Source organism: Phyllobacterium sp. 22229 (assembly GCF_052056495.1).
In the GTDB taxonomy this organism is placed as follows: domain Bacteria; phylum Pseudomonadota; class Alphaproteobacteria; order Rhizobiales; family Rhizobiaceae; genus Phyllobacterium; species Phyllobacterium myrsinacearum.
This window is the reverse complement of sequence record NZ_JBQEPA010000022.1, coordinates 13,650-32,779: the sequence shown is the minus strand read 5'-3', so window position 1 is coordinate 32,779 and position 19,130 is coordinate 13,650. Positions and strand designations below refer to the sequence as shown.

Here is a 19,130-nt window from a genome sequence, read left to right as displayed (position 1 = left end):
AGGGGGGAGATCAGCCTGCATTAAGATTTCGACCAGTTCTGAGACATCGCAAAGTAAGCAAAAATGTCGATGTCGATGTGATCTCCCCCCTTGTGGGGGAGATGTCCGGTAGGACAGAGGGGGGTGTTCAAAGCCCCCTCAAACATCAGACGTGCTGGCCGCCATTGATGTGGATTTCCGAGCCGGTCACATAGGACGATGCCTCGGAGCACAGGAAATATATCGTCTCGGCAACCTCAGCGGTCTTGCCGAGACGGCGCAGCGGCAGCTGTTCCACCAGCTTGTCGGTGCCCGGCGACAGGATCGCCGTATCGATCTCGCCCGGCGCGATCGCGTTGACGCGAATACCGTGCGGGCCGAAATCCGAGGCCATTTCCCGGGTCAGGGATGCCAATGCGGCCTTTGACGTTGCATAGGCCGTTCCGGCAAAGGGATGCACGCGGCTTCCGGCGATGGAGGTGACGTTGACAATCGAGCCCTTGCCCGCTTCCAGCTCCTTGAACAGGCCGCGCGCCAGCATGATGGGCGCGAAGAAATTCACCTGAAACACGGTCGACCATGTGTGCATGGGTGTCTCGATCGAATCCAGCCGGTCACCACCCGGATTCTTGGGCGAGATACCGGCATTGTTGATCAGGGCATGCAGCTTGCCGCCTTCGATCTCCAGCCTCTGGCGAATTTCCAGGACGGCATGGTCAACATCGGCGGGATCGGCGAGATCCACCTTGATATGATCGTCGGGACCGGCCGGCCAGGGACAATCATCGGAAAAATCCTGGCGCGAACAGGTGATGACGCGCCAGCCAGCGCGGGAAAACCGCTTGACCGTGGCGTGACCGATGCCACGGCTTGCGCCAGTCAAGACAAGGACTTTGCGTGCTTCATCGCTGCTCATGGGAAAACTCCGTTTGCAAGTGGAACGAATTTGACATTCGCACCCCATTTGACATGACGCGCAGCATGCGAATGTCAAATTCAAAGTTCCACTAGAATCTTATCGTTGCTAGTGGTCCTTTGATTCTGACATTTGCCTGAATGGCCTGTATCAACGGGGTGCAAATGTCAGAATCGGACCACTAGAGCCATAGAGCAAGCGCCGCCCAAAGGGAACTGTTCACGCCGGTATTTTGACGTGTGCCGCAAACGGACATTCCGGACTTCAGGAAAAACCCGACGTCTTCAAAAACTCGGCCAGGCGTTCACTCTGCGGCTTGTGGAACATGTCGCGCGGGTTGCCTTCTTCGCCGATAAGCCCCTGGTTCATGAAGATCACCCGGTTGGAGACCTCGTAGGCAAAGCGCATCTCATGGGTGACAAGCAGCATGCTCATGCCATCCTGCGCCAATGTCTTGATCACCTGCAGCACCTCGTTCACCAGTTCCGGATCGAGCGCCGAGGTGACTTCATCGAACAGCATCAACCGGGGATTCATGGCAATGGCACGGGCAATGGCGACACGCTGCTGCTGGCCGCCGGACAATTGCCCGGGAAAATGATCGGCACGGGCGAGCAGGCCGACACGATCCAGCCATTTCAGCGCAATAGTGCGCGCCTCGTCCCTGTCCAGCTTCTTCACCTTGACCAGGCCAAGCATGACATTGTGAACGGCACTCATATGCGGAAACAGGTTGAATTGCTGGAAAGCCATGCCGGTCAGGGCGCGCTGGCGGGCGATTTCCTTCTCCTTCTTGCGCTGGCGCTGACCGCCGGCCATCTCATAACCGATCTCCTGACCGTCTATGCTGATCGATCCGCCCTGGAACTCTTCCAGCATGTTGATGCAGCGCAGCATGGTGGTCTTGCCGGAGCCGCTCGACCCGATGATGCTGACCACGTCGCCCTGCTTCATGCTGCAGTCGACGCCTTTGAGGACTTCCACCTCGCCATAGCTCTTGTGCAGGTTGCGGATTTCAAGAAGATTGTCTGACATCCCGGAATCCCCTTAGGATGGAACCGCCATCTTGCGTTCGACATAGCGGCCGAAACGCTCGATGGCATAATTGATGACGAAATACAGGAAGCCGGCGAAGAAATAGAATTCGAGGCTCATGAAGGTTCTGGAAATCAGTTCCTGCGTACGCAGCAGCAGTTCGGCCACGCCGATAATGGACAAAAGGGTCGAGGCCTTGACCATTTCAGCTGAGGTGTTGACCCAGGCCGGCAGCACCTGGCGCAGTGCCTGTGGGCCGAGCACATAGGCGAAGGTCTGCGGAAAGGTCAGGCCGATGGCCTTGGCGGCTTCCGTTTGCCCCTTCGGAATGGATTGCAATGCGCCCCGGACAATTTCCCCCACATGCGAACTGCAGAACACGGCGAGTGCGAGAATGCCCGCCTGGAACGGCCCGAGGTCGAGGCCGATGGTGCCGAGCACGTAATAGCTGGCGAGAACCAGCACCAGAACCGGCGTGCCGCGGATGAAATCCGTATAACCGCGCACGATCCAGCGCAGCGGTGCCCTGGCATAGGTCAGGGCCAGACCGACGCCGACCCCGAGCAGCGTGCCGCAGCAGATCGCCAGCAGCGAAATCGACAGGGTGACGCCGATACCTTTGAGGATCGGCCAGCGCGCCAGCCAGAGTACATCGGCAAAATGAACAATATCCATCACATCACCTCGGCAGGGCCAGACGGCGTTCGACGATGCGCATCAACGCGGCGAGGATCGAACAGGTAAAGACATAGAGGCAGCTTGCCACCATCCATGTCTCGATGACGCGAAAGGTTTCGACATTGATCTTACGCGTTTCAAACGTCAGTTCCGGCACGGCAATGGCCGCGGCCAGCGACGTGTCCTTGAACAGCGAGATGATCGTGCTGCTAAGCGACGGCAGGATATTGCGGAACATCAGCGGCGCGATGATCGACGTGCGTATCTGCATTTCCGTCAGGCCGATGGCAAGACCAGCCTCGCGCAACCCGGCAGGGATCGACAGCAGTCCGGCCCGGAACACCTCGGCCAGATAGGCGCCGGAATAGAGAGCGAGCGTGAAGATGAAGCTTTCGATCTTGCCCAGGCGCAGTCCCCATTGCGGCAGCGCGAAATAGGTGAACAGCACGAGCACGAGGATCGGCGTGTTGCGGATGATGGAGACATAGGCCCCGGCCGGACGCTTTATCAGGCCGTTTCTGGATATCAGGCCAAAGGCCGTGCACAGCCCGATGACCGCGCCGATGAGGATGGCGCCGAAAGCAAGAGCAAGGCTGAGCGCCAGCCCCAACAGCAGATCGTCGAAGCTGCGCCAGACGGCAGCAAAATTCAGCGTATAGCCCATGAACAATGTCCCCGTGATCGCAAGACAAGGCGAAACGGCTCCAGATTATCTGGAGCCGCCCTTTGACTATTTGTATTCGACGGGGAAGCCGATCTGCGGCGGCGTCAGATCTTTGCCGAACCAGGTCTTGAACGATTTCGCATAGGTATCGAACTCGACGCCGGTCATGGCTTCATGCAGCGCCGTGTTGACGAAGTTCAGCCAATCCTGATCGCCGCGCTTGACGCCGCAGGCATAGGTCTGCGGATTCCAGCCATAGCCCGCATCCTTGTAGCGGCCCTTGTTCTGGGTCATGTACCAGGCAAGCGACGACTGATCCGTGGCGACCGCATCGGCGCGGCCGGATTCCAGCGCCTGATAGATCAGATCGACCGATTCATACTGGTCGACCTTGGCCTCCGGCAGGGCCGCATGCACCATCGATTCGGCATAGACATTCTGCAGCACCGAGATTGTCACCGCGGAACCCGCCGCCTTGAGTGCGGCATAGTCGGCATATTTGCTGTCGGCCTTCAGCATCAGCCCGACACCTTCCCGGTAATACGGTATGGTGAAGGCAATCTGCTGTGCCCTCTCACCCGTGACCGTCATGAACTGGCAGGTGATATCCACCTTGTTGGTGGTGATGTTGGGAATGCGGGCATCGGACGACTGGTTGACGAACTCGACCTTGCCGGGGTCGCTGAACAGCGCCTTGGCGATGATATGACCCATGTCGATATCGAAGCCCTGCAGCGTGTCGTCAGCGCCCTTGAAGTGCCATGGCGCATTGGTGCTGCCGGTGCCGACAACCAGATGGCCGCGGGCCAGAACCTCATCGAGCTTGCTTTTGCTGTCCTGCGCGGCAGCCTGATTGAACGGCAATGCGAGCAGCGCGGCCACAACGGCCGCCGCGTAAAATCCTTTAGACATTTTTCGTTCCCCTATCCGTCAAGCGAATATTATGGTTTAATCCATTATTATAGAATAGAATATCTAATAATGGATTTTTATAATACGAGGACAAGAGCCGCGACTTGTCAAGCGACATTTGGAATCGCCGCGTCAGGGGGTTTTCAGAAGCTGTATGGGCGCGAGGGGAAGCACGGACCGGGCGGCTTGCCGGTCAGTTTCCCATGATCAGGTCGAAGAGCGTGGTCTTGCGCGGCTTCTGGCCATTGCCACCCACGCCGGCCGGCGGCGTCGGATGGGTCGATCCGGTTTGATCGTCCAGCCCCACCGGCCCGCCCGGATTGAGCTGGGCCGACGGAACACCTTCAGCGGCCGGAACATCCGCGCCGGGCAAGGCATCGTTGCCGTCGATGACGGGTTCATTGACACGGTAATTGCCGGGAAGCTCGGCCACGGGCACACCCTTGTGTGCGGCGACCATGAATTCCTTCCAGGCCAGTGCGGGCAGCGCCCCGCCGGTCACCTTCTTGGTCGGTTTGCCGTCATCATTGCCGAACCACACGCCCGTGGTCAGGTTCGAGGTGTAGCCGATGAACCAGGCATCGCGGAAATTCTGGCTGGTGCCGGTTTTGCCGGCAGCGGGCCAGCCAAATTTGGCTTTCGTCGCCGTGCCGCTGTCGACGGTCTGGCGCAGCATGGCATTCATCATGCCGACATTGCGCTCGCTGATCACCCGCTCCTGCTTGGGATTCTTGAATTCATACAGCACCTTGCCCTCATGCGTGGTGACGCGGCGAACCAGATGGACAGGCGCCTTGTAACCGTCATTGGCAAAGGGCACGAAGGAATCGGTGAGTTCCAGCAGCGTGACTTCCGAGGTCCCAAGCGCCAGCGAGGCATTGGCGTTGAGGGTCGAAACGATCCCCAGGCGATGCGCCGTATCGACAACGGTGCTGGGGCCGACTTCCATGACCAATTGGGCGGAGACCGAATTGAGCGACCGGGCCAGCGCCTCCGCCAGCGTCACCTTGCCGAAATATTTGCCGTTGTAGTTGCCCGGCGTCCAGTTGCCGATCCGGATCGGCGCATCGTTGCGCACCGTCTCCGGCGTGCGCCCCTGCTCCAGCGCCGACAGGTACACGAAAGGCTTGAAGGTGGAGCCCGGCTGGCGCTTGGCTTCGCTGGCGCGGTCGAACTGGCTGTTGGCATAGTCATAACCGCCCACCAGCGCCCGCACCGCGCCGGTTCCGTCGATGGAGACCAGCGCGCCCTGCGACACATTGAGCCGGTCGCCGTTCTTCTGGATCAGATCGCGGATCGAGGCTTCTCCCAGCTTCTGCAGGCCAAGATCGACGGTGGTGTCGACAACCACATCCGCCCGCACATCACCGATCAGCTCGGGCAATTCCTCCATCACCCGGTCGGCGACATAATGCTCGGAGCCGCTCCAATAGGCGGCCGCGCGGGTCGCCGGCTGCTTCATGGCAAAGGTCAGCTCCTTGTCACCGATCATGCCCTGGTCGCGCATGGCTGCCAGCACCAGCTGAGAACGCTCGATGGCGGCTTTCGGATCGCGGGCAGGCGACAGACGCGACGGCGCCTTGAGCAGACCGGCGATGACAGCGGCTTCCGACAGCGTGACGTCGTGCGCCGATTTGTTGAAATAGCGCCGCGAGGCCGCGGCAACGCCGTAGGAACCCGAACCGAGATAAACCCGGTTCAGATACATTTCCAGAATCTGGTCTTTCGAATATTTTTGCTCCAGCCAGAGGGCGAGCAGAACTTCCTGGACCTTGCGCTCCAGCGTGCGGTCCGGCGTCAGGAACAGGTTCTTCGCCAGCTGCTGCGTGATGGTCGAGCCGCCCTGCACCAGGCGCCCCGAGATCACATTGGTCGCCATGGCGCGGACGAAGCCGACGGGATCGACGCCAAAGTGGGAGTAGAAGCGGCGGTCTTCGATCGCCACCACCGCCTGCGGCAGATAGGGCGACATCTGATGCAGACCGATCGCCTCGCCGCCGGTGGCGCCGCGATTGGCGATGAGATCGCCTTCGACCGAAACAATTTTGACGTTGGGCGGCCGGTCGGGGATGGTCCAGGTGGTTGTCTGCGGCATCTTGGCGGCGAAATAGATCACCGTGCCCGCCACGGCGATGCCACCCCAGATGCACAGGACAAACGACCAGTACACGGCGCGGCGGATGAGGCCCAGGAGACCGCCGCCCTGCCTGCGGCTGGAGCGGCCGCGCCGCGATTTGGCAGGCTTGCGCGATGAGGTCCGGCGCTTCTGGCTTCGCACGGGTCTGTCCTCCGGGTCGGCACGCATGTCGTCGTCATCCGAACGGCGGTCCGAACTGAACCCCGGCTCGATGCGTTGCCTGCCCTTGTCACGTCGTGCCATTGACTGAAATACCCGCCCCAATCGGTGCCGCGAAATCTTTTGCGACGCGTTGCAGGGTAAATGCGGCGATTTAAGGTGCGGTTAAATTCCACCAATGGCATCGAACTGACGCATGCGTGACCGTGCGCGGTTCACGCTTGAGAATTCCGCGCCAGGCCGCTAGCTTCCCATTCGTCGAAAATGGAGTGGAAGATGCGATTTGTGGTCCTTGCCTGCACTGCGATCATACTCAGCGGCTGTGGCGGCGGCGCCATTGCCAGACTGAATCCCGCGCCTGAATCCGAAGCGCAATATCGCCTCGGCGGCTGCCAGCTGCGCGGTCACGGAACGTGCAAGGAACCCCTCGATGCAACAGGCGCTCCTGTCGCGGCGGGTGCCGCCGCCAACTGACGCCGCGCTTCCGGCCGCCGCAAAGCCGCTGTCGTTTTCTGTCAAATCTTGGCGCGCGAAAAGATTATTATTCTTGCGCCCTTGAAAATTGAACACAGCAGGCATATTTTGGTGTTGCGTAACGAGCGGTTCTCCTCCCATTTTTTCGCTCGTTGCGTGTTCCCCTCTGGACGCATTTGCGTTCACAATTCGCCGGGCTCCTGCCCGGCATTTTTGTATCCGCATGCGGCAAGGCGGCATTTTTGCAGCCCATCACCTGAATTTTACTTCCCGTTTTGAAATATCGCGTATCAAAGAGAGTAAAACGCGGGGAAACAACACAACGATGAGCACGGGCGAAAAAACACGTGTCGATTGGGTCGATATCGCCAAGGGCATCTGCATTATTTTCGTGGTCATGATGCATTCGGTGCTTGGCGTCGAAGAGGATGCCGGCGCCCGCGGCTGGATGCACCCGGTTGTATCCTTTGCCCAACCGTTCCGCATGCCGGACTTCTTCCTGATCTCGGGCCTGTTCCTCGGACTGGTGATCGATCGGCCGTGGCTGCGCTACGCCGACCGCAAAATCATCCATTTCGCCTATTTCTACCTGCTGTGGCTGACGATCCAGTTCCTGTTCAAGGCACCCGGCATTATCGCCGAAAGCGGCCCCGGCGGCGCTCTCAGCGCCTATCTCCTCGCCCTTGTCCAGCCTTTCGGCACCCTGTGGTTCATCTATCTGCTGCCGGTGTTCTTTGTTGTCACCCGGCTGGTCCGCTCCGTCAATGTCTGGATCATCCTCGCCATCGCCGCCGCTCTGGAAACTGTCCCGATCCATACGGGATGGCTGGTCCTTGATGAATTCTGCAGCCGCTATGTCTTCTTCTTTGCCGGCTATGCCTTTGCGCCTGTTATTTTTGACCTGGCTCAGTGGCTGCGGCAGCGGCCGCGCACCGCCCTTGCCATCCTCGGCGTCTGGGCGCTCGCCAATGGCTGGCTGGTGTTTCACCCGGCGTCACAACCCTTTGCCGCCTGGATACCGCTGGAGGCCTATACGTCAGGCGGTCTTGGCGGCTGGAGCAATGTGCCCGTCATCTCGCTGCTTGCCGGTTTTGCCGGGGCATTGGCCATTGTTTCCGTCTCGGCGCTGCTCGCCCGGCTGGGTTCGGTGCCCGTCGCCCGCTCGGCCGTGCACGCCCTGCGCTGGCTCGGCGCCCATTCCATTGTTGTTTACCTGGCGTTCTTCCTGCCCATGGCGGTGGCGCGAACCATCCTGCTCAAATCAGGTGTCATCACGGATATCGGCACGATATCGCTGCTGACCGTCGTGAGCGGTGTCCTGGGGCCGGTGATCCTGTATGGGCTGGTGCAATGGACCGGCTATGGCCGGTTCCTGTTCAAACGGCCGCAATGGGCCCATATTGACCGCGCGCCCACACCGCATGGCAGGGGCGCGCTGGCATCAGCCGAATAACGGAGGCTGCTTTGCCGTTTAGCTGTGAGCAAAAATATCCTGTTCCTCCCAGCCCATCAGATCGAGCTTGGCCCGTGTCGGCAGAAACTGGAAACAGGCGGCGGCTTCCTCCGCCCGCCCGTCCCGCTTCAGGCGCTCGATCAGAATGGCGCTCAGCCGGTGCAGGTAGAGAACGTCGGATGCCGCATATTCCAGCTGAGCCTGCGACAGTTCCGGCGCCGCCCAGTCCGAGGACTGCTGCTGCTTGGACAGGTTGATATCCAGCAATTCGCTGCAGATCTCCTTCAGGCCATGCCGGTCCGTGTAGGTGCGGGTCAGGCGCGAGGCGATCTTGGTGCAGAAGACCGGTTGCGGCATCACACCGAAGGCGTGGTAGAGCACCGCAAGATCAAACCGGCCAAAATGGAAAATCTTGGTGATGGCCGCATCACCAAGAAGTTTCACCAGATTGGGGGCAGATGTCTGCCCCCTGTCGATCTGGATGACATCGGCCGAACCGTCACCGGGTGAAATCTGCACGACGCACAGCCGGTCGCGATGGGGGTTCAGCCCCAGCGTCTCCGTATCAATGGCAACGGCATTGACCTGATAGTTTGCAAGGTCGGGCAGATCATTGCGGTGAAAGCGGATGGTCATCAAATCTCTCCGGTTTATTTCGTCAGCACGTCAAGAATGCGTGCCCAGGAACGCTGGCCCTTGTGAAAGGAACTCAGCTCGTATTTTTCGTTGGGCGAATGGATGCGGTCGTCCTCGAGGCCGAAGCCGACGAGCAGCGATTCCATGCCAAGCATGTTCTGGAAGTCGCCGACAATCGGGATCGATCCGCCCATGGCGATCAGCACGGCGGGTTTTGGCCATTCGTCGCTCAAGGCCGTCTTGGCCTTGGCCAAAAGCGGCGAGTCATAGGACAGCTGGATGGCGGGCGAGCCGCCATGCTCATGGAACTCCACCGAGCAATCGGCAGGGACGCGTTCCCGTACAAAGGCGCGAAAGGCTTCACGGATCTTGGCGGGGTTCTGCTTGTGCACGAGGCGGAACGACACTTTGGCCGATGCCTGCGCGGCAATAACGGTCTTGAAGCCCTGCCCGGTATAGCCGCCGATCACGCCGTTGATCTCGGCGGTCGGGCGGGCCCAGACCAGTTCCAGGATGGAGCGGCCTTTTTCACCCGAGGGAATGGAAAGACCGATGGGACCGAGAAAGTTTTCCGGCGTGCAGCCAAGCCCATTCCAGGTCTGCAGGATCTGCGTCGGGGTTTCCTCGACACCGTCATAGAAGCCGGGAATGGTCACGGCACCCGTTTCGTCGTGCAGGTCGGCCAGAATCTTCGTGAGAATGTGGATCGGGTTTGCCGCCGCACCGCCGAAGGAACCGGAGTGCAGGTCGCGATCGGCGGCCTTGATGACGATTTCCTCGCCGACCAGCCCGCGCAGGCCGACGGAAATCGCCGGGGTCTGCCTGTCCCACATGCCGGTATCGCACACGAGGGCGAAGTCGGCCTTCAGCTCGTCCTTGCAGGCATCGAGGAAAGGCTTCAGCGATGGCGATCCGGACTCTTCTTCTCCTTCAAACAGGATGGAAATCTTGACCGGCAGCTTGCCATGCACGTCCTTGTAGGCGCGGCAGGCTTCGACAAAGGTCATCAGCTGGCCCTTGTCATCGGCCGTGCCGCGGCCGGTCAGAATCTTGCGGCCATTGCCCATATCCTTGATGGCAGGGGCAAAGGGGTCGTTCTCCCACAGTTCGAGCGGATCAACCGGCTGCACGTCGTAATGGCCATAGAAAAGGACATGGGGTGCATCGGCGCTCGGACCTTCATGATGGGCCACCACCATCGGGTGACCCGGTGTGTCGCGCACGCTGGCGTCGAAACCGATGGTTTTCAAATCGGCAACCAGCCATTCGGCGGCCTTGCGGCATTCGGCCTTGAATGCCGGATCAGTCGAGATGGATTTGATCTTCAACAGTTCGAACAGACGCTCCAGGCTTTTATCGAGATTGGCATCAAGGGCATTCAAGACAGGTTCAAGCGCTGACATGGTAATTCCTGAATTTGTTGGACCGGGATTCGTGAAGGGAATTCTTCTTAGCCCATTTTCGGCAAAGCGGCAGAAAAAAAGTGGCGCTGGAAAAGAAATGGCCGCCGTGGCGGGGGGACCACAGGCGACCAGATCACTACACTCAGATGCGGCGACCCGGAGAGGGGGGATGAGGCCACCGCAAGTCCGGGGCAGGCGGGGGACGAGCCTGAAATCCCGGACATCGATCTAACGTCGACAAGGTGGATTTGGGTCTCAAACCATGGCAATTCAAGGGCACGGAACATTACATCTTTGTAACAAACGCGTGATGGGCAGGTGATATGTTCAAGACCCGTCCGATCTGGCATAGAGCGTTCTCGAACGGAGGCGAATCCGATGACGAAAGCAGCGATAGAATTGCCGGTCCTGTTCTTTCCGGCAGGCGCCGACTGGGAAGCCTGGCTGGCGGCCAATCACGCGGCATCGCCGGGCGTATGGCTCAAATTTTCCAAGAAGACCGCGACCATCAAAAGCCTGTCCAAACAGGATGCGATCGATGGCGCGCTCTGCCACGGCTGGATCGACGGCCAGATCGACGCATTCGATGAAGACTACTGGCTCATCCGCTTCACATCGCGCAAGGCTGCAAGCCGCTGGTCCGACATCAATCACAAGCGCGCCCTCGAGCTGATCGACCAGGATCGCATGACGCCGGCCGGCCTTGCGGAAATCGAGAAGGCCAAGGCCGACGGACGCTGGGACAAGGCCTATCTTTCGCAAGGCAAGGCCACGATACCCGCTGATCTGCAGGCGGCCCTCGACGCGAACGCCGAAGCAAAGCAGATGTTCGGGACATTGAGCAGCGTCAACCGCTACGCCATCATCTACCGCGTCAACGACGCCAAGAAGCCCGAGACGCGCCTGCAGCGCATTGAAAAATTCGTGGCCATGCTGGCGCGCGGTGAAACCATCCATCCGCAGAAGGCCAAACCCTTCCGGTAAGCGGCGGCCGCCCGGCGGATTTGTCAGGAGGAGTCGGCTATCCCGCGATCTTTCGGTGCATGGGAAAGACAGATCATTTCCTTTTTATGGATGATCATTTAATCGTAGGCACCATGAAAAAAGGTGATCATCTCTTTCTCGTCGACGGCTCCGGCTATATCTTCCGGGCCTATCATGCGCTGCCGCCCCTCACCCGCAAGTCGGATGGTCTGCCGGTTGGTGCGGTATCGGGTTTCTGCAACATGCTGTGGAAGCTGCTGCGCGAAGCCAGGGACACCTCGGTCCGGGTGACGCCGACGCATTTCGCCGTCATCTTCGATTATTCGTCGAACACGTTCCGCAAGGAAATCTATCCGGAATACAAGGCAAACCGCTCGGCCCCGCCGGAGGATCTCATTCCGCAGTTCGGCCTGATCCGCCAGGCCACCAAGGCCTTCAACCTTCCCTGCATCGAAAAGGAAGGCTACGAGGCGGACGATCTCATCGCCACCTATGCCCGCATGGCGGAAGCCGTGGGCGCTGAGGTCACCATCATCTCCTCCGACAAGGACCTGATGCAGCTCGTCACTCCGCTTGTGTCGATGTATGACAGCATGAAGGACAAGCAGATCGGTATTCCCGACGTCATCGAGAAATGGGGTGTGCCGCCGGAAAAGATGATCGACCTGCAGGCCTTGACCGGCGATTCCACCGACAATGTGCCCGGCATTCCCGGCATCGGACCGAAGACCGCCGCACAGCTTCTGGAAGAGTTCGGCGATCTCGATACGCTGCTGTCACGCGCCGGTGAAATCAAGCAGCAGAAGCGCCGCGAAAACATCATCGAATTTGCCGAACAGGCGCGCATTTCGCGCCAGCTCGTCACGCTGAAGACCGACACCCCCGTCGATACCGGGCTTGACGATTTCGGGCTTGAGCCACAGGATGGACCGAAGCTCGTCGCCTTTCTCAAGGCCATGGAGTTCACCTCCCTTACCCGGCGCGCTGCGGAAGCGACCGGCATCGATGCCGCCGCGATCGAACCATCCGAGGTAGCCGTGGACACGGTTGCCGAGGCACACGGACCGGATGTTGAAATCCCGGATGGAACTGCTCCCGCTGCCACGGCCGAAAAGCCACAGAACAAACCGGATGGCGGTGTCATGCTGCCCGCCGATCTGGTCAAGGCGCGCGCCGACGAAGCGCTGGCGTCGAAGATCGACACGACGGCCTATACCTGCATCCGCGATCTTGCCACGCTGCAACTGTGGATCGACGAGGCAATGGAAGCCGGACTGGTGGCGTTCGACACGGAAACGACGTCGCTCGATCCGATGCAGACCGAGCTGGTGGGCTTCTCCCTGGCCATCCGGCCGGGGCATGCCGCCTATGTCCCGCTCAACCACAAGTCAGGCAATGGCGATCTCCTCGGCGGCGGCACCGTCGAAGGCCAGATCCCGCTCGACGATGCCTTGCGCGTGTTGAAGCCGCTGCTCGAGAACCGTTCGGTGCTCAAGATCGCGCACAACATGAAATATGACTGGCTGGTCATGCACCGCTACGGCATCGATCCGCACCCGTTCGACGATACGATGCTGATCTCCTACGTGCTTGACGCCGGTGAAGGCACCCATGGCATGGATGCCCTGTCCGAGCGCTGGCTGGGCCATACGCCCATCGCCTACAAGGACGTGGCGGGCAGTGGTAAGTCATCGGTTACATTCGACATGGTCGATATCGACCGCGCCACTGCCTACGCCGCCGAGGATGCGGATGTGACCCTGCGCCTGTGGCGCCTGCTCAAGCCGCGTCTGGTCGAGGATGGACTTGTCTCGGTCTATGAACGGCTGGAGCGCCCGCTTGTCGCGGTACTGGCGCGGATGGAAGAGCGTGGTATTTCCGTCGACCGGCAGATCCTGTCACGGCTTTCCGGCGACCTGGCCCAGGCCGCGGCGGCCATCGAGCATGAAATTTACCAGCTTGCCGGGGAAAAGCTCAACATCGGTTCGCCCAAACAGCTGGGCGACATCCTGTTCGGCAAGATGAGCCTTCCCGGCGGCTCAAAGACCAAGACCGGGCAGTGGTCGACATCGGCGCAGGTGCTGGAAGACCTCGCCGCGGAAGGCCATGAACTGCCGCGCAAGATCGTCGACTGGCGCCAGCTGACCAAGCTCAAATCCACCTATACCGACGCCCTGCCCGGCTATATCCACCCCGATACCAAGCGGGTGCATACGTCCTACGCCATGGCCGCGACCTCCACGGGGCGGCTGTCCTCGTCGGAACCGAACCTGCAGAACATTCCCGTGCGCACCAGCGAAGGCCGCAAGATCCGCACAGCCTTCATCGCCGCACCGGGCAACAAGCTGATTTCGGCCGATTACAGCCAGATCGAGTTGCGGGTTCTGGCGCATGTCGCCGAGATTCCCCAGCTGACCCAGGCTTTCGCCGATGGCATCGACATTCATGCGATGACCGCATCGGAAATGTTCGGCGTTCCGGTCAAGGACATGCCCTCGGAAGTGCGCCGCCGCGCCAAGGCGATCAATTTCGGCATCATCTACGGCATTTCCGCCTTTGGCCTTGCCAACCAGCTGTCAATTCCGCGCGAAGAAGCGAGCCAGTATATCCGCACCTATTTCGAGCGCTTTCCCGGCATCAAGGACTATATGGAGGCGACCAAGGCCTTTGCCCGGCAGAACGGTTATGTCGAAACCATCTTCGGGCGGCGGGCGCATTATCCTGAAATCCGCTCGTCCAACCCGCAGGTGCGCGCTTTCAATGAACGTGCATCGATCAATGCGCCGATCCAGGGTTCGGCCGCCGACATCATCCGCCGAGCCATGGTGCGCATGGAACCGGCGCTCAACGCGGCAAAGCTGTCGGCCCGCATGCTGTTGCAGGTGCATGACGAGTTGATCTTTGAGACCGCCGACGGCGAAGTCGACGCAACCATTCCGATCATTCGCGACGTCATGGAAAATGCGGCGATGCCGGCAATTTCGCTGTCCGTGCCGCTGCAGGTGGATGCGCGCGCCGCCAACAACTGGGACGAAGCGCACTAGGACGGGAGCCTCGGCCTATTGCAGCGTGTCCAGCACTTTGCGCTGGGCATGCATTTCGAGGAAAATGCGGTAATCCCGGTCGAAGCGCTGGCGCGCCTTTGGCTCGGGCTGGCGCGGCCGCCCGCCCTGCTTCATCGCCATGCTGGCGGCCGGCAGATCGGGGTAAAGCCCGGCTGCCGTTGCCGCCACCATCGCCGTGCCGAGAAGCACGGCATCTTCGGCCGCCGACGTGATGACCGTGCAGCCCGTCGCATCGGCATAAAGTTCCATCAGCAGCGGGTTTTTGGTGTGGCCGCCCGTCACATGCATGGTGTCGATGGCATAGCCGCGCTCGTTCAGCGCATCGAGAACATGCCGCACGCCAAGCGCAATGCCGACGGAGGTGCGCCAGTAGAGGCGGCACAGACTGTCAAAGGAGGCGTCCAGCGTCAGCCCGCTGATGACGCCGACCGCATGCGGATCAGCCAGCGGCGAGCGGTTGCCATGAAAATCCGGCAGAACATGCAGGCGTCCGGCCAGATCAAGCCCCTCCTTTTCCCGCAGCTCCGTGACGCGGTCGGTGATCTTCTTGTGCAGGGCAGCGTTGGGTTCGCCCGCAGCCCCGTGCCAGCGGATGATATGATCGAGAAGCGCGCCGGAAACCGACTGCCCGCCCTCGCTCAGCCAGCAATCCGGCAAAGCCGCGCCGAAATAGGGTCCCCAGACGCCGTTGAACGAGATCGGTTCCAGCGACAGCGCCATCAGGCAGCTGGAGGTCCCGGCAATCAAAGCCAGATGGCGGTCGATTTCAGAGAGATCGCCGGCAAAGCCGCCGAGGACACCGAGTGCGCCCGCATAGGCGTCGATCAGTCCGGCGCCGACACGGCAACGGGTGGTGAGCCCAAGAGCCTTTGCAGCCTCGGGCGTCAGCGGTCCGACATCGGTGCCCACCGGGCTTGCCCGTTCCGGCAGATGGCCGCGTTCCACCATGTCGGCGATGCCGACGTCCTTGAGATAATCGCTCTGCCAGCCCGGCTCTTCATGCGCGAGGTACGTCCATTTGCAGGTGATCGTGCATTGCGACCGCGCGAGCGATCCCGACGCCTTCCAGCTGAGGAAATCGGCAAGGTCGAAAAAATATCCGGCTTTGTCCCAGGAGTTGGGCAGATGCCGCTTGAGCCACATCAGCTTTGGCGTCTGCATTTCCGGCGACATGACACCGCCGAGATATTTGAGCACGTCGTGGCCCGTTGCGGTGCATTCATCCGCCTCGTTGAGTGCCCGGTGATCCAGCCAGACGATCGTGTCCCAGCGGTTGTCGCCCCCCGTCGAGACAGTCAGCGGCTTGCCATCCCTGTCGCGTACCACCAGCGAGCAGGTGGCATCAAAGCTGATGCCGACAATATCGAAGGGATCGACCTTGGACGCCGCGATGGCTCCCTGCACCGCGATGCAGACCGATTTCCAGATGTCTTCTGAATCGTGTTCGGCATGGTCAGGCAGCGGGCGGTTCATCAGGATCGGGTGTTCCACCCGCCCCAAAAGATTGCCCCTGGTATCAAGAATGCCCGCCCGGGCGCTTCCCGTTCCCACATCCACAGCACATACGAAATCTGGCATTCGAACCTTCCGGCTTGTCGTGAACCGGAACGCTCTAATGAACGTTTGTTCGGGCCTGCAGCGATGACAACAGGCCTGGCAATTCCAGCATGTCGCCGAATATAAGGTCTGGCTCGAGAGACGCAAGCGCCGCTTCCAGCCGGCCGCCGCGCGCATGGGTGCCGCCAGTGAAGGCGAAGACACGCATGCCCGCCCGTTTGGCGGCTTCAATGCCCGCAGGACTGTCTTCGATGACCACGCAATCTTCCGGCGGCGTGTTCATGACCTGTGCCGCATACAGGAACAGGTCCGGTGCCGGTTTGCCGTGCTTGACCATGGTGGCGCTGAAAATATTCGGCTCCAGCAGATCAAGCAGCCCCGTCAGCTTGAGCGACAGCCGAATCCGGTCCGGCTGGCTTGATGAGGCAACACAGCGCGGCAGATCGAGCTGGTGCAATGTCTCGGCTATGCCGGGAATCGGTTTCAGATCGGCGCGGAAGCGCGCATAGAGATTGGCGCGCATGTCTTCCAGATCCGCATCACTGGCGGCAAAGCCATAATCGTCGTGCAGAACCTTGCTGATCGTCGCCATGCTGCGCCCGAGAAACATCTCATATGCTTCTTCCTCGGACAGCGTCGTGCCGCTGCGGGCGATCATGTCGAGCAGGACCGCGATGGAGATCGGCTCGCTGTCGACGAGGACACCATCGCAATCGAAAATGACAAGAGCGGGCTTGGTCATGGCGTCAGAGCTTGTCTGCGAGGTAAAGTGTCAGGGTCTCGCGCGTGCCCTTGTCCCAAAGGGTTTTCAAGATTCGCGAGAAGGATTCAGCGAAGACAGGCGACGTGCCGACATCGCCGAAAATATCGCTCATCGCCAGGAATGCCCGGGGATCGCTCCTGGCCTTGACCGCCTCGACCTTCAGCCGTTCGGCATTGGCGTCAAGATAATTCGTCGGCTTACCACTATCTGTCGTCCCCTCGCAGAACCGGCACCAGAGTGCGGAAACCATCGACAGGCCGGTGATGCCCTTGCCCGCCCTCAGACGGTCTGCCGTCGTCGGCAGGATGAATTTCGGCTGGCGGTTGGACCCGTCCTGACACAGGCGCTGGATGGTATCGCCGATCTTCGGGTTGGAGAAACGCCGGTCGATCAGGTCGTAATATTCCTCGAAGGTGATGCCGGGCACCGGCGGCAGTACCGGGATGATCTCTTCACGCTCGAGCTTGCCGAGGAAGCCGCGGATCAGCGGTTCTTCCATGGCTTCGTGCACGAAGTGAATATCCATCAGCGCGGCGGGATAGGCGATGGTCGCATGGCCGCCATTGAGAATGCGGATTTTCATCAGCTCATAGGGTGCAACGTCCTGCACAAAGGTGACGCCGACCTTTTCCAGGGCCGGGCGGCCGGTCGGGAAATGATCCTCGAGCACCCACTGCTTGAACGGCTCGCAAAACACCGGCCAATTGTCCTCGACGCCGAAATCGCTGGCAAGCAGGCCGCGCTCGCGGTCGGAGGTTGCTGGCGTGATGCGGTCGACCATGCTGTTGGGAAAGGCGACATTGTCCTTGACCCATTTGGCCAGATCCGCATCGACAAGCGCCGCAAGACCGCTGACGGCGTCGCTGGTGACATGCCCATTGCCGGGAATGTTGTCGCAGGACATCACCGTGAAAGGCGCGGTGCCCTCGGCGCGGCGGCGCATCAGCCCGGCGAGAATGAGACCGAACACGGTCCTCGGATCGCCGATATCAGCGGCGTCAGCCACAATCGCCGGATGTTGCGGGTTGAAGACGCCGGAGGCCGGATCGATGAAATAGCCGCCTTCGGTGATGGTCAGCGATACGATGCGGATGTTCGGATCGGCCAGGCGGGCGATAGTATTTCCGGTCTCGCCCGGCTTGAGATAGTCGATCATCGACGCGGTCACCCGCGCCGTGCGATGGCCGCTGTCCTGTTCGACCACCGTGGTCAGCCAGTCCTGTTCCCGCAGTTTCTGCCGCATCGTCTCGTCGGACGCCAGAACGCCAGCGCCGACAATGGCCCAGTCATGATCGCTGCCCGCGTTGAAAAGATCGTCGAGATAGACGGCCTGATGGGCGCGATGGAAATTGCCGATGCCGAAATGGATGATCCCGGCCGTCAGATCGGCCTGCCTGTAGCGCGGCACGGCGACATTGGCGGGAAGCTGCGACAGCGCGCTTTTGGAAAGTTTAACAGTCATCGGGCCTAACCCCTTTTTTCAAATGAAGCTGCGTCTGCGCCCGCTTTCAGGGCGCAGCAGGAGCCGGGCTTTCGCTCAGCTCATCCAGTTGCCGCCATCGACATTGTATGTCTGCGCCACCACGTAATCGCTGTCGCTGCTGGCGAGGAACACCGCCATGCCGGTCAGGTCTTCCGCCGTGCCCATGCGGCCATAGGGGACCGCCTCGCCGACCAGACGCTTCTTCTCGCCAAGCGGCCGGTTCTCGTATTTGGCAAAGAGCGCGTCGACCCCGGCCCAGTGCTCGCCATCGACCACACCCGGTGCAATCGCATTGACGTTGATCCCGTGCTTGATCAGGTCCTGGCCCGTGGACTGGGTCAGGCTGATCACGGCGGCCTTGGTGGCGCAATAGATGGCAACCAGCGCTTCACCGCGACGCCCGGCCTGGCTCGCCATATTGATGATCTTGCCGCCCTTGCCGCGTGCGATCATGGTTTTGGCCACGGCCTGCAACGTGAACAGCGTGCCGGAAAAATTCACGGCGAACAGTTTTTCATAGCTGGCGCGGGTGATTTCGACAGTGGGCGCCATATCGAACAGCGCCGCATTGTTGACGAGGATATCGATGCCGCCGAACAGATCGACCGTCTCCTTGACCGCGGCGTCGATGGAAGCCTGATCCGTCACATCCAGCTTGACCGCATGCGTGCCCTTGCCGAGTTCCGCCGCGGTCTGCTGCGCCCGCGCCAGATCGATATCGGCAATCACCACATGGGCGGCGCCTTCCTTGAGATAGGCCTCCGCGAAGGCCCGGCCGATACCGCGCGCCGATCCCGTAATGAATGCCGTCTTGCCTGCCAGTCTGCTCATG

16 protein-coding genes are annotated in these 19,130 nt (G+C 60.6%); 4 read left to right on the top strand and 12 right to left on the bottom strand.

The window, feature by feature from the left end; all coding sequences use genetic code 11:
• Window positions 1-145: 145 nt before the first annotated feature.
• From ACTJJ7_RS22625 to ACTJJ7_RS22600, 6 genes are all read right to left on the bottom strand, one after another.
• A complete protein-coding gene (locus tag ACTJJ7_RS22625) occupies window positions 146-943 on the bottom strand; it encodes an SDR family NAD(P)-dependent oxidoreductase (RefSeq protein ID WP_403169197.1) in 798 nt (265 codons plus the stop codon).
• Window positions 944-1,159: 216 nt separating this feature from the next.
• Window positions 1,160-1,930 carry an amino acid ABC transporter ATP-binding protein gene (locus tag ACTJJ7_RS22620; protein ID WP_440968893.1) on the bottom strand — a complete coding sequence of 257 codons (771 nt, stop codon included), beginning with the start codon at window positions 1,928-1,930 and terminating at the stop codon, window positions 1,160-1,162.
• Window positions 1,931-1,942: 12 nt separating this feature from the next.
• Window positions 1,943-2,605, bottom strand: a complete 663-nt coding sequence (locus ACTJJ7_RS22615; protein WP_105738078.1) for an amino acid ABC transporter permease — start codon at window positions 2,603-2,605, stop codon at window positions 1,943-1,945.
• A 4-nt stretch (window positions 2,606-2,609) separates the two neighbouring features.
• Window positions 2,610-3,272, bottom strand: coding sequence for an amino acid ABC transporter permease (locus ACTJJ7_RS22610; protein WP_130268456.1), 663 nt, complete (start codon window positions 3,270-3,272; stop codon window positions 2,610-2,612).
• A 66-nt stretch (window positions 3,273-3,338) separates the two neighbouring features.
• Window positions 3,339-4,184 carry a transporter substrate-binding domain-containing protein gene (locus ACTJJ7_RS22605; RefSeq protein ID WP_440968892.1) on the bottom strand — a complete coding sequence of 282 codons (846 nt, stop codon included), beginning with the start codon at window positions 4,182-4,184 and terminating at the stop codon, window positions 3,339-3,341.
• A gap of 193 nt (window positions 4,185-4,377) precedes the next feature.
• Complete coding sequence (locus ACTJJ7_RS22600; protein ID WP_440968891.1) at window positions 4,378-6,564, bottom strand: transglycosylase domain-containing protein; 2,187 nt, start codon at window positions 6,562-6,564, stop codon at window positions 4,378-4,380.
• A 192-nt stretch (window positions 6,565-6,756) separates the two neighbouring features.
• Here ACTJJ7_RS22600 and ACTJJ7_RS22595 point away from each other — a divergent pair, with 192 nt between their 5' ends.
• Both ACTJJ7_RS22595 and ACTJJ7_RS22590 read left to right on the top strand, forming a co-directional pair.
• Entirely contained in the window at window positions 6,757-6,954 is a 198-nt protein-coding gene (locus ACTJJ7_RS22595; protein WP_440968890.1) for a hypothetical protein, read from the top strand.
• A 325-nt stretch (window positions 6,955-7,279) separates the two neighbouring features.
• Window positions 7,280-8,407: an acyltransferase family protein gene (locus tag ACTJJ7_RS22590; protein WP_440968889.1), complete on the top strand. Its 1,128-nt coding sequence runs from the start codon at window positions 7,280-7,282 to the stop codon at window positions 8,405-8,407.
• 18 nt (window positions 8,408-8,425) lie between these two features.
• Here the strand turns inward: ACTJJ7_RS22590 and ACTJJ7_RS22585 are convergent, their stop codons facing one another.
• Window positions 8,426-9,043 (bottom strand): ribonuclease D, encoded by a 618-nt coding sequence (locus tag ACTJJ7_RS22585; RefSeq protein WP_440968888.1) that lies wholly within the window; start codon window positions 9,041-9,043, stop codon window positions 8,426-8,428.
• 14 nt (window positions 9,044-9,057) lie between these two features.
• A complete protein-coding gene (locus ACTJJ7_RS22580) occupies window positions 9,058-10,446 on the bottom strand; it encodes a M20/M25/M40 family metallo-hydrolase (protein WP_105738092.1) in 1,389 nt (462 codons plus the stop codon).
• Window positions 10,447-10,824: 378 nt separating this feature from the next.
• On the opposite strand from ACTJJ7_RS22580, the gene ACTJJ7_RS22575 reads away from it, so the two are divergent.
• Both ACTJJ7_RS22575 and polA read left to right on the top strand, forming a co-directional pair.
• Window positions 10,825-11,430: a YdeI/OmpD-associated family protein gene (locus ACTJJ7_RS22575; protein ID WP_440968887.1), complete on the top strand. Its 606-nt coding sequence runs from the start codon at window positions 10,825-10,827 to the stop codon at window positions 11,428-11,430.
• Window positions 11,431-11,489: 59 nt separating this feature from the next.
• Window positions 11,490-14,474 carry a DNA polymerase I gene (polA, locus tag ACTJJ7_RS22570; RefSeq protein WP_425352305.1) on the top strand — a complete coding sequence of 995 codons (2,985 nt, stop codon included), beginning with the start codon at window positions 11,490-11,492 and terminating at the stop codon, window positions 14,472-14,474.
• Between the two features lie 15 nt (window positions 14,475-14,489).
• Here polA and ACTJJ7_RS22565 read toward each other — a convergent pair whose 3' ends face one another.
• The 4 genes from ACTJJ7_RS22565 to ACTJJ7_RS22550 form a co-directional block, all read right to left on the bottom strand.
• A complete protein-coding gene (locus ACTJJ7_RS22565) occupies window positions 14,490-16,073 on the bottom strand; it encodes an FGGY-family carbohydrate kinase (RefSeq protein WP_440968886.1) in 1,584 nt (527 codons plus the stop codon).
• 34 nt (window positions 16,074-16,107) lie between these two features.
• A complete protein-coding gene (locus ACTJJ7_RS22560) occupies window positions 16,108-16,794 on the bottom strand; it encodes an HAD family hydrolase (RefSeq protein WP_440968885.1) in 687 nt (228 codons plus the stop codon).
• A gap of 4 nt (window positions 16,795-16,798) precedes the next feature.
• Window positions 16,799-18,277 (bottom strand): mannitol dehydrogenase family protein, encoded by a 1,479-nt coding sequence (locus ACTJJ7_RS22555; protein WP_440968884.1) that lies wholly within the window; start codon window positions 18,275-18,277, stop codon window positions 16,799-16,801.
• Between the two features lie 75 nt (window positions 18,278-18,352).
• On the bottom strand, window positions 18,353-19,129 hold the full coding sequence (locus tag ACTJJ7_RS22550) for an L-iditol 2-dehydrogenase (protein WP_440968883.1): 777 nt from the start codon (window positions 19,127-19,129) through the stop codon (window positions 18,353-18,355).
• Window position 19,130: the final 1 nt, after the last annotated feature.